The organism is Flavobacterium sp., from assembly GCF_034111225.1.
GTDB lineage: Bacteria > Bacteroidota > Bacteroidia > Flavobacteriales > Flavobacteriaceae > Flavobacterium.
On record NZ_JAWUXR010000003.1, the window covers coordinates 1 to 11843 of the forward strand.

The 11843-nt window shown below is 32.1% G+C and carries 9 protein-coding genes and 1 pseudogene; 6 read left to right on the forward strand and 4 right to left on the reverse strand.

The annotated features are described in order from the left end of the window. The first annotated feature begins 290 nt into the window (after nucleotides 1–290). The 4 genes from thrS (at nucleotide 291) to rplT (ending at nucleotide 3535) form a co-directional block, all read left to right on the forward strand. Nucleotides 291–2231, forward strand: coding sequence for a threonine--tRNA ligase (thrS, locus tag UXY25_RS00760; RefSeq protein ID WP_320814086.1), 1941 nt, complete (start codon nucleotides 291–293; stop codon nucleotides 2229–2231). Between the two features lie 29 nt (nucleotides 2232–2260). Next, a complete protein-coding gene (infC, locus tag UXY25_RS00765) occupies nucleotides 2261–2812 on the forward strand; it encodes a translation initiation factor IF-3 (RefSeq protein ID WP_320814094.1) in 552 nt (183 codons plus the stop codon). 84 nt (nucleotides 2813–2896) lie between these two features. After that, nucleotides 2897–3094, forward strand: coding sequence for a 50S ribosomal protein L35 (rpmI, locus tag UXY25_RS00770; protein WP_320814087.1), 198 nt, complete (start codon nucleotides 2897–2899; stop codon nucleotides 3092–3094). Between the two features lie 96 nt (nucleotides 3095–3190). Continuing rightward, a complete protein-coding gene (rplT, locus tag UXY25_RS00775) occupies nucleotides 3191–3535 on the forward strand; it encodes a 50S ribosomal protein L20 (protein ID WP_320814088.1) in 345 nt (114 codons plus the stop codon). A gap of 106 nt (nucleotides 3536–3641) precedes the next feature. Here rplT and UXY25_RS00780 read toward each other — a convergent pair whose 3' ends face one another. Together UXY25_RS00780 and UXY25_RS00785 are read right to left on the reverse strand one after the other, a co-directional pair. Then, a complete protein-coding gene (locus tag UXY25_RS00780) occupies nucleotides 3642–4484 on the reverse strand; it encodes an isoaspartyl peptidase/L-asparaginase (RefSeq protein ID WP_320814089.1) in 843 nt (280 codons plus the stop codon). 22 nt (nucleotides 4485–4506) lie between these two features. Next, nucleotides 4507–5367, reverse strand: a complete 861-nt coding sequence (locus tag UXY25_RS00785; RefSeq protein WP_320814090.1) for a cyanophycinase — start codon at nucleotides 5365–5367, stop codon at nucleotides 4507–4509. A gap of 339 nt (nucleotides 5368–5706) precedes the next feature. On the opposite strand from UXY25_RS00785, the gene cphA reads away from it, so the two are divergent. Together cphA and rlmF are read left to right on the forward strand one after the other, a co-directional pair. Continuing rightward, nucleotides 5707–8331: a cyanophycin synthetase gene (gene cphA / locus UXY25_RS00790; protein WP_320814091.1), complete on the forward strand. Its 2625-nt coding sequence runs from the start codon at nucleotides 5707–5709 to the stop codon at nucleotides 8329–8331. 74 nt (nucleotides 8332–8405) lie between these two features. Then, a complete protein-coding gene (gene rlmF, locus UXY25_RS00795; protein ID WP_320814092.1) occupies nucleotides 8406–9320 on the forward strand; it encodes a 23S rRNA (adenine(1618)-N(6))-methyltransferase RlmF in 915 nt (304 codons plus the stop codon). An 81-nt stretch (nucleotides 9321–9401) separates the two neighbouring features. On the opposite strand, the gene UXY25_RS00800 is transcribed toward rlmF, so the two are convergent. Together UXY25_RS00800 and UXY25_RS00805 are read right to left on the reverse strand one after the other, a co-directional pair. Continuing rightward, the gene (locus UXY25_RS00800; protein ID WP_320814093.1) at nucleotides 9402–10238 is read right to left on the reverse strand and encodes a hypothetical protein; all 837 of its coding nucleotides are present in this window, start codon (nucleotides 10236–10238) and stop codon (nucleotides 9402–9404) included. 10 nt (nucleotides 10239–10248) lie between these two features. Continuing rightward, nucleotides 10249–11843 (reverse strand): annotated as a pseudogene (locus UXY25_RS00805) (hypothetical protein); the annotation flags it as partial.

The window sequence follows — 11843 nt, forward strand, 5'->3', positions numbered from 1 at the left end:
AAGTAACTTACACGTGAAAAAAAATACTCATTTGTTTAAACCTTGTATCGAGTATTTGTGAATTTAACCACTTACTCTTCAAATACAGGACTCATAGCCCGGAGTGAAGCGGCATCCTTTTATTGTTTTTTATAAAAAAAACAATAAAAGATATAGCGGAAAGCGGGAATAAGCTACTAGAAAAAATAAAATGCACCAATATATATAAGGTATATGTAAAAATGCACCTATATATATATTGTATGTAATTATTCAATAGCGTATATTTGCAATTCATTAAAAAATAAAAAATGATAAAGATTACTTTACCGGATGGTTCGGTTAAGGAGTTTGCACAAGGTACAACTCCAATGGATGTTGCTTTAAGTATAAGCGAAGGTTTAGCTAGAAATGTAATTTCGGCTTCTTTTAATGGTACAACAGTTGAAACAACGACAAATTTAACCACCGATGGTTCTCTAATTTTATACACTTGGAATAATGACGAAGGTAAAAAGGCTTTTTGGCATTCTACTTCTCACGTTATGGCACAAGTAATTGAAGAGTTATATCCAGGTTGTAAACTAACTATTGGGCCTGCTATTGATAATGGTTTTTATTACGATGTTGATTTTGGAGCTGAGAAACTGACCGATACAGACTTCAAAAGAGTTGAAGATAGAATTTTAGAAATTTCTAGAGAGAAACATGTATTTAAAATGCGTGCTGCAACAAAAGCAGAAGCACTTGAACTATATAAGGACAATGAATTTAAAACAGAATTAATCACTAATTTAGAAGACGGCACAATTACTTTTTGCGACCACTCTACTTTTACTGATTTATGTCGTGGTGGACATATTCCTAATACAGGAATAATTAAAGCCATGAAAATATTATCTGTTGCTGGCGCATACTGGAGAGGTGATGAAAAAAACAAACAGTTAACTCGTGTTTATGGAATTTCGTTTCCAAAGCAAAAAGATTTGACAGAATATCTTCATTTACTTGAAGAAGCAAAAAAACGTGATCATAGGAAATTAGGTAAAGAATTAGATTTATTTCATTTCTCACAAAGAGTTGGTCAAGGTCTACCTTTATGGCTACCAAAAGGTGCTGCTTTACGTGATAGATTAGAACATTTTTTAAAGAAAGCACAAAAGAAAGCTGGTTATGAACAAGTTATTACTCCACATATTGGCCAGAAAGAACTTTATGTAACATCTGGACATTATGCAAAATACGGAGCAGATAGTTTTCAACCCATTAACACTCCTAATGAAGGAGAAGAGTTTTTATTGAAACCAATGAATTGTCCTCACCATTGTGAGATTTATAATGCAAGACCATGGTCATATAAAGATTTACCAAAGAGATATGCTGAATTTGGAACGGTATATAGATATGAACAAAGTGGAGAATTACACGGTTTAACTCGTGTAAGAGGATTTACTCAAGATGACGCTCACATTTTCTGTACACCAGACCAATTAGACCAAGAGTTTAAAAATGTAATTGATTTAGTATTATATGTATTTGGTTCATTAGGGTTTGAAAACTTTACAGCACAAATTTCATTACGAGATAAAGAAAACAGAGAAAAATATATAGGTAGTGATGAAAATTGGGAAAAAGCTGAAAATGCTATTATCAATGCATCCAAAGATAAGAATCTAACTACTGTTGTAGAATATGGTGAAGCTGCTTTTTACGGACCAAAATTAGACTTCATGGTAAAAGATGCTTTAGGTAGAAGTTGGCAACTTGGGACAATACAGGTTGATTACAATTTACCAGAACGTTTTGAACTGAGTTATAAAGGAAGTGATAATGAGTTACATCGTCCAGTGATGATTCATAGAGCTCCTTTTGGATCAATGGAACGCTTTATCGCAATTTTAATAGAGCATACTGCAGGAAATTTCCCACTTTGGTTAATGCCTGAACAGGCCATTATACTAACATTGAGCGATAAATATGAAAATTATGCGAAAAAAGTTTTAAATTCGCTAGAAAATCACGAAATTCGCGCCCAATTAGATAACAGAAGTGAAACTATTGGTAAAAAAATTAGAGACGCTGAAGTTCAAAAAGTTCCATTCATGATTATTGTAGGTGAAGAAGAGGAGAAAAACGGAACAATATCTATAAGAAAACATGGTGATGATGGCAAATCAAACCAAACAATTACAATTGACGCATTTGCTACATTAGTAGATGAAGAAATAAAGAAAACATTAAAATCATTCTAAGTTTAACTTAAAAGACAAAAGCCATAGCAATTAGAAACAACAGAGGCTACAAACCTCGCGAAGAAAAAAAAGCAGCACACAGAATTAATAATTTAATTCGTGTTCCTGAAGTACGTTTAGTAGGTGAAAACATTGAACCTGGAATTTTTAAAATTCAGGATGCTTTACGTTTAGCTACAGAACAAGAGGTAGATTTAGTAGAGATCTCACCAAATGCTGATCCACCGGTTTGTAAATTAATGGACTACGGAAAGTTTCTTTATGAACAAAAGAAACGTGAGAAAATGCTTAAGGCAAAGTCTTCACAAGTTGTAATTAAAGAAATTCGTTTTGGACCTCAAACTGATGAGCATGATTATGAGTTTAAGAAGAAGAATGCTATTAAATTTTTACAAGATGGAGCAAAATTAAAAGCATTTGTGTTTTTTAAAGGACGTTCTATTATTTATAAAGAACAAGGGCAAATTTTATTATTACGTTTAGCTACTGAGCTAGAAGAATACGGAAAAGTAGAACAAATGCCTCTTCTAGAAGGAAAGCGTATGATTATGTACCTAGCTTCTAAGAAAAAGATAAAATAAAAAATGCTTCGGCATAAAATATATTGAGTTTACATTGTAAACTCGTAAAGACAGTAAGTAAGATAATTCAAATACAGGAAGAAAATGCCTAAAATGAAAACAAAATCTAGTGCTAAGAAACGATTCAAAGTTACTGGTACTGGAAAGATCAAAAGAAAACACGCTTTTAAAAGTCACATTTTGACAAAAAAATCTAAAAAGCGTAAGTTAGCTTTAACTCACTCTACTTTGGTTCACAAATCAGATGAGAAAAGCATTAAACAACAGTTAAGATTAATCTAAACGTTGTTGGTTAAAATCAATTTATAACCCTGGAGTGGGCTTAATTAAGTTTCTAAAATAATTTAGAACGCCTTACTACAAAAAAACATTAAAATTATGCCAAGAGCAACAAATTCGGTAGCTACAAGAGCTAGAAGAAAAAAAATAATGAAACAAGCCAAAGGTTTCTTTGGTAGACGTAAAAACGTTTGGACAGTAGCGAAAAACGCGGTAGAAAAAGCAATGTGCTATGCATACCGTGATAGAAAGCAAAAAAAGAGAAACTTCCGTGCTCTATGGATCATGCGTATTAACGCTGGTGCAAGACAGTATGGGATGAGTTATTCTCAATTTATGGGAAAAATCAAAGCTAACAATATCGAATTGAACCGTAAAGTTCTTGCAGATTTAGCAATGAATCACTCAGATGCTTTCAAAGCTATCGTTAACAAAATTAAATAAACGTTTTATAAACAATTTATCTTACTTATATAGAAAATCCCAATCGAAAGATTGGGATTTTTTATTTATACTCTATATTAAAATTATCTATTAGTCTACTGGTATTTTATCCGAAAACCTCTTCGTTTTCACCATCAAAACTAGCAAAAACCATACTTGGATGTGAATCTTTATGATACATATTTCCTTTATAATCGATAGCAATTGCACCCGCAAAACCATCGTAAGGTTTTAATTCTTCAAATGTTTTTTCAAATGCTTTTTCTAAAGTGAATCCATCAGTAACACGAGTTACAATCTTAGTTGCCGTTGCATTACTGGTAATATCTTCTCCTACCCCTGTTAAACTAACACCACAGTAAGCATTTGCATAATTTCCTGCCACAGTAGCTGAATCAGAAACTCTTCCTACGATTTCAAAACCTTTTCCTCCAGTAGAAGTTGCTACTGCAATATTTCCGTTTTTATCTAAAGCTACACAACCAACTGTTCCTTGACCATTAGACTTTACTTTTGCTTCATATTCCGCCTTACGTTGTGGAATTTCAGTCGAAAATTCTTCAAAACCATGTTCTCTTGCAAATTGGTTTGCTCCCTCTCCACTTAATACTCGGTCTTCAACATTCATTAAAACTTCAGCAACTTGAATAGGATTTTTTACGTCCTGCAAATTAATAACACCACTAAATTTATGCGTCAAACCATTCATTAATGAAGCACTCATTCTAATTTTTCCATCACTCTGAATTTGAGAACCAATACCTGCATTAAACAAAGCATCATCTTCTAACAAAGAAACGGCATAAACAACAGTTTCTACAGCCGAATGAAATTGTAAATAATCATACGAATCTTTAACAATCCGAAGTAAGGCTTGTTGTTTTGCAACTTTGGTAGCATTATCTGTTCCCGATTCTGAGAAAAAACCACCGTGAATTATTATTTTCATATTTTATGATTAATTGCAATATTTAAGAATGAATTTTCATTTTGTTAGTATTCAAATCAAAAGTATCACGCATACTCATTACATGTGTTACTAAATGGTTTATTGAAATAGGCTCGCCTAATGAAATTTCAGTTAAATTAGTATTCTTAATTTCTCTACCATCCACTATTATTACTAAACCAGAACCTATAGCTTCCATTTGGGTATTATTCGTAATTAAAAGACCTGTATCTTCACCTAGTCCTATTCCTAATAAAATTGGATTACTAACTACTGCTTGAAACAAACGACCTATTCTACCACGCTTTACAAAATGGGTATCTATAACTACATTGTTAATAAAAGAAAGTCCACTTGTAATTTTAACTTCACCTTTCAATAAAGCTTCACTGCTACTTCCTTGGTAAATCATATTATTAGAAGCCGCTGCAGCACCAGCCGAAGTTCCTGCATATACAAAATCTTCGTTTTTATATTTATCCATTAACATATCATGAAACTTCGTTCCACCTAAAATTGACGTCAAACGCAATTGATCTCCACCAGTAAACATAACTACATCAGCAGCTTTTAAACGAGCCAAAACTTCTTCATTGTTTGCTTGCTCACGTGTTTCAATATATAAAACACCTGTGTTTTCTGCTTCTAAATAACGTAATGCTTTTACATATTCTTCACCAACTTCTTTAGGAATACTTGATGCAGTTGGTATAATTTCGATTCTAGATTTTTCCTTATGCTTCGATTCATCTATAATACGTTTCAAAATTCCTTTTTCAAAGAAATTAATATTTTTTGCTACGTCTTTATCAAATTCTTTTTCTGTAAAACTTCCTTTATCTACAGCTCCACCAATAATTATTAACTTACCCTTACAGTTCATATACTATTATATTTCCCCCAATTAGTATAAATTCAATTAGTATGAATTCATTTGGCAAAAGTAACAAATTCAAAAACATCAACTCTATTTTTATTTTTTTATTTATTAGTAAATTATTAGGCTGATTTATAATCTTTTGAAGTTATTCATTATAAACATTTAAGAATTAAAATTTATTTAAACAATCGCAAACACCTGAATATCAACACCTATTAAACATGTTTAAAAAATAGTAACAACTATTAATTAATTTCTACTCAAAAAAACAAAATTTTACAATAAAAAAACCTTAATTTTAAAGGGATTCGTAAATTTTACTATAAAAAACAAATACCATTAATGAAAATACTTAAAATTCAAGCCTTACGTGGACCAAACCTTTGGAGTGTAAATAGAAAAAAACTAATCCAAATGCGATTAGATTTAGAGGAAATGGAACAATCTCCAACAGATAAAATCAATGGTTTTCGCGAACGTATTGAAAACATGTTTCCTTCATTAATTGAACATCGTTGTTCTGAAGGTTGTCGTGGTGGTTTTTTTATGCGAGTAGAAAAAGGAACTTGGATGGGACATGTTATTGAACATATTGCATTAGAAATTCAAACCTTAGCTGGTATGGATACCGGTTTTGGTAGAACAAGAGAAACTAAAACTCCAGGAGTTTATAATGTTGTATTTAGTTATACTGAAGAGAACGTTGGTTTATTTGCTGCCGAATCATCTGTACGAATTGCAGAAGCACTTATTGCTGGAACTGAATATGATTTGGAAGCTGATTTACAAAAAATGCGAGAAATTCGTGAACGTGTTCGACTTGGACCCAGTACTGGAAGTATTGTAGAAGAAGCTGTTTCAAGAGATATTCCTTGGATTCGTTTAGGAACTAACTCGTTAGTACAACTAGGTTATGGTGTAAATCAAATGCGTTTTCAAGCAACAATTACTTGTAAAACAAGTAACATTGCAGTTGACATTGCTTGTGATAAAGAAGAAACAAAACGTATGTTATCTAACGCCTCTATTCCTGTTGCAGATGGAGATATTTGTGTAGATGAAGAGGATTTAGAAAATACAATTAAAAAAATAGGTTATCCAATTGTTCTAAAACCGTTAGACGGAAATCACGGAAAAGGTGCCTCTATTAATGTAAGAACTTGGGAAGATGCTGTTGAAGGATTAGCTTATGCAAAAAAATATAGCCGAAGAGTTATAGTAGAGAAATTCATAACTGGATTTGATTTTAGAGTACTAATTATTGATAATAAGTTAGTTGCAGCAGCTAAAAGGGTTCCTGCAAATGTTGTAGGTAATGGGAAAAATTCAATTCAACAATTAATTGACATTACTAATCAAGACCCGAGACGTGGTTATGGACATGAAAATGTGTTAACTCAAATAGAAATTGACAGAGATTCTGAAGATTTATTAGAAAAACTGGGTTACACCGTTGATACAATTCCTAAAAAAGAGGAAATTGTATATTTAAAATCAACTGCAAATTTAAGTACAGGAGGAACTTCAGTAGATGTAACAGACATGATGCATCCTGAAAACATTTTTCTTTGCGAAAGAATTGCAAGAGTAATTGGATTAGATATTTGTGGTGTTGATATTATGGCCGAAAACTTAACGCAACCTCTTAAAGAAAATGGTGGTTGTATTTTAGAAGTAAACGCAGCACCAGGATTTAGAATGCATTTGGCGCCATCTGAAGGTTTGCCAAGAAATGTAGCTGCTCCGGTTATTGACATGCTTTATCCACCTGGAAAAGAAAGTCGTATTCCAATTATTGCTGTTACTGGTACAAATGGAAAAACAACTACTACAAGATTAATTGCCCATATAGTAAAGAATAACGGATACAAAGTTGGTTTCACCACATCAGATGGTATTTACATTCAAAACCATATGATGGAAAAAGGGGATACAACTGGCCCTCTTTCTGCTGAATATATTTTAAAAGACCCAACGGTTGAATTTGCTGTTTTAGAAACGGCTCGTGGAGGAATTTTACGTTCAGGATTAGGTTTTGGTCGTTGTGACATTGCTGTAATGACAAATGTTGCTGCAGATCATTTAGGATTAGCAGATATTCACACATTAGAAGATTTAGCAAAAGTAAAAAGCGTAGTTGTAAGAAGTGTAAAAAAAGACGGTTGGGCTATTTTAAATGCAGATGATGAACAATGTATAAAAGTTGGAGAAAGTTTAGAATGTAATGTAGCTTATTTTAGTTTAGATGAAGAAAATCCTTTTATAAAAAAATTAAGCAAAGAAGGGAAGACAGTTGCTGTTTATGAGAATGGATTCATCACCATAAAAAAAGGAGAATGGAAAATTCGTGTTGAAAGAGCAACACATGTACCATTAACTTTAAATGGAAAAGCACGTTTTATGATTGCCAATGTTCTTGCTGCAACTTTAGCAAGTTATTTATGGGGTTTTAAAACCGAAGATATAAGCTTGTCATTAAAAACATTTATACCAAGTGTGGCACAAACACCAGGTCGTATGAATATTTTTGAGTTTAGAAAATTCAAAGTTTTAATCGATTTTGCTCATAACCCTGCTGGTTATCGTGGTATTGAAGATTATTTAAACAATATAGAAGCAACAAAAAAAGTTGGAATTATTGCAGGAGTTGGTGATAGACGTGATGAAGACATTAAAGAATGTGGATTAATTGCTGGGAGAATGTTTGATCATATTATCATAAGACAAGAAAAACATTTAAGAGGTAGAACTGAACAAGAAATCATAGATTTAATTTTAGAAGGAATTAATGAAGCAAACAGCAATACAACTTATGAAATAATTTCACTTGAAACAGAAGCTATCAAGCACGCCATTGATAATGTTGAAGAAGGTGCTTTTATAACTGCCTTAAGTGATGTTGTTGCAAATGCTATTGACATTGTTCAGGAATATTTAGATAAAGAAAACGAGACACAGAACATTTAATTTAATTAGTAGTGTTTTAAATTAATACCTTTGCAAAAAATAAAAACATTTTGAGTCCAACTACACAAAAAAAAATGCACCCAAATAATAAACATATCAATGGATATGACTTTGCTGCTTTAATTAAAACCGAACCCTTTTTAGAGAAATTTGTTTCTAAGAATAAGTTTGGAAATGACAGTATTGATTTTTCAAACCCATTAGCTGTAAAAACACTAAATAAGAGTTTATTATTACATCATTACGGTGTTACATATTGGGATATTCCTAAAACAAACCTTTGTCCTCCAATACCTGGTAGAGCAGATTACATTCATTATATCGCTGATTTATTAAGTCTTTCTAATAAGAATTTAATTCCAATGGGCGAAGACGTAAGAGGATTAGATATTGGTGTAGGTGCAAATTGCATTTACCCAATTATTGGACATCAAGAATACGGTTGGGAATTTGTAGGAACTGAAGTAGATAAAGAATGTTTTAATATTGCTCAAAAAATATTAGACGGAAATACTAATTTAGTTGAATCGGTTAAACTAAGGCTACAATTAAACAAAAGACATATTTTTAAAGAAATAGTTGAAAAAGGCGAAAAATTTGATTTTGTGATTTGCAATCCCCCTTTTCACTCTTCAAGAGAAGAAGCTACAAAAGGGTCTATGCGAAAGCTAAGAAACATTGGCAAACAAAAAGACGGAAAACCTGTTTTAAATTTTGGCGGACAAAATAATGAACTTTGGTGTGAAGGTGGAGAGTTAGCTTTCATTACGAATATGATTTATGAAAGCGCACATTTTAAAACACAATGCCTATGGTTTACCGTATTAGTTTCTAAAAAGGAAAACTTAAAACCATTCTATAATCATTTGAAAAAAGTCAAAGCTTTTGATGTTAAAACAATTGAAATGGAACAGGGAAACAAAGTGAGTAGATTTATTGCTTGGACCTTCTTAGACGAAAGCCAGCAGAAAAAATGGAATGAAAATTAATCAGATTAGAGGTATATAATATAAAAAATGATTTACAGTTTCCTGTAAATCATTTTTATATAACCCAACTAATTTTAATAACTATTTACCAAAACTATAACCAAGTGTCAATCCAAAATTTAATGGTTTTGAATCAATTTCTTTATTATAGGAATATACTCCATTAGAGCTATTTGGTAAGCCAGATGGATTATACGTAACAATTGAATTAGATTCAGAATTATCTACAACATTCGACAAACCATAATCAATAAACATACCAAAATAAATTGAATTCATTCCTTTTAACTTAAAGTCAAACCCTAATTCTGTACTTGCCATATATGCAAGTTTAGTTTTATAAGTATTTGTTGTTTGAAAATCTCTTTGTGTACCAAAACCATGAGAAGGCAAGTTTGTGATTTCAAGATTAAAGTCAGGATAAAAACCTGAGGTAGTTATATTATTTGCAGTAGCATTAAATTTGAATTTAGAAGGAATTAGTAACTTTCCTCCAATTCTAAAATAAAAACTATTCGTTTCATTTAACTCTTTTTTATACTGAATAAATAAAGGAACTTGAAATGCATTTAAAGTTTGGCTTTCAGAATAACCAGACATTGATTGATTAAATTCAAATGCAGAACCAGTTTCATCTACTAAAACTGATGTATAGACATCGTTAACAAGAGTTACATTTTGTTTATATTGCATGAACTCTATACCAGTACCTATTCCAAAAACAGAATTCAAATTATAAACATATCCAGCTTTTATACTTCCAGAAAAAGCTCCTGAATCGTTTATAGAAGGGGTCGTATCTTCTATTTTATTTGTACCAGCTTGCACACTTACAAAAAAACTTCCATTTTGAGCAAAAATCATATTTGAAAAAATCAAAAATGTTGCAAACACTATATTCTTTAATATATTTTTCATAATCTATTTCTTATTTTACTGCAATATTAACTGATAAAACATCTCCGTTTTGTAACTGTAATCTCAACGGAAAAATACCTTGTGCATTAGGAACTTGTATTTGCATTTCATTACTTGTAACATCAATTGTATTTAACAACTCTCCTGTAATACTGAATAAATATAATTTTGCTCCTATTAATTCTGTTGCTGATAAAGACATTTTAATCAAAGTCATTTGGCCTGATGCATTAGGATTAGGGATTACTTTTATAGATCTAATCTCAGTATTTCGAACAATTTCTAATGTACAACTTGTAACTTCAATACCTGAAACAGTCATTGCTTTTACAAAATAAATACCATCTAAACCACCATTCTCTTTTAAGAATTGTCTGTTTTCTCCTGAAATTAACATTCCGTCTTTATACCATTTATAAGAAACGTATTCATTTGAAGAATTATCAAAAAAGATAACATCACTCCAATGTTGACGTATTAAGCCAATAGTTGCTATTGTTACATTTACTGCTGTTCTTGTAGCACTTTCACACCCACTTATTGTTTGAGAAACATAATATGTACCAGTTGCTAAACTTGTTGTAGAAACTAATGCCGTCCCTCCTGTTGAAGCAGTATACCACTGTAAATTTGAACCTGTTGCAACTAAATCTGCAACTGTAGCTGTATTACAAAAAGTTTGTGCTGAAGCTGTTGGAGCTGCTGGAATATTTACAGTTACACTTACCGCTGTTCTTGTTGCACTTTCACAACCACTTATTGTTTGAGAAACATAATATGTACCTGTTGCTAAACTTGCTGTAGAAACTAATGCCGTTCCTCCTGTTGATGCAGAATACCATTGTAGACCTGACCCTGTTGCAACTAAATTTGCAACTGTAGCAGTATTACAAAATGTTTGTGCTGATGCAGTTGGTGCAGCGGTAACATTCAAAGTTACACTTACCATAGTTCTTGTTGCACTCTCACATGAATTTAATGTCTGTGAAACATAATAAGTTCCTGTTGCTAAATTTGTTGTAGATGCTAAAGCCATTCCTCCTGTAGATGCAGCATACCATTGCATAGTTCCTGTTCCTGTTGCTACTAAATCTGCTACTGTTCCAACATTACAAAATGTTTGTGCTAATGCAGTTGGTGCAGCGGTAACATTTACAGTTACACTTACTGCTGTTCTTGCACTTTCACAACCATTAGAATTAGATTCTGAAACATAATAAGTTCCTGTTGCTAAATTTGTTGTAGAAGCTAAAGACATTCCTCCTGTAGATGCAGCATACCATTGTATCGTTCCTGTTCCTGTTCCTGTTGCAACTAAATTTGCTACAGTAGCCGAATTACAAAATGTTTGAGCTAAAGCTGAAGGTGTAGAAGGTGTAGCATTAACTGTTACATCAATTTGGCTACGTAAACTTTCGCAACCTGAAGCATTTGCTTGAGCAACCCAATACGATGTAGTACCTACTGTTGTAGTTGAAGGTGTAGGCGCAGTTGCACTATAACTATCTCCTTGAGCAGTAGTATACCATTTCAATGTAGTACCTGAGCCAGATAATGTAGCAGTCAACGCACTAGCTGTTGCATTTTGACAATATGAAACATTAG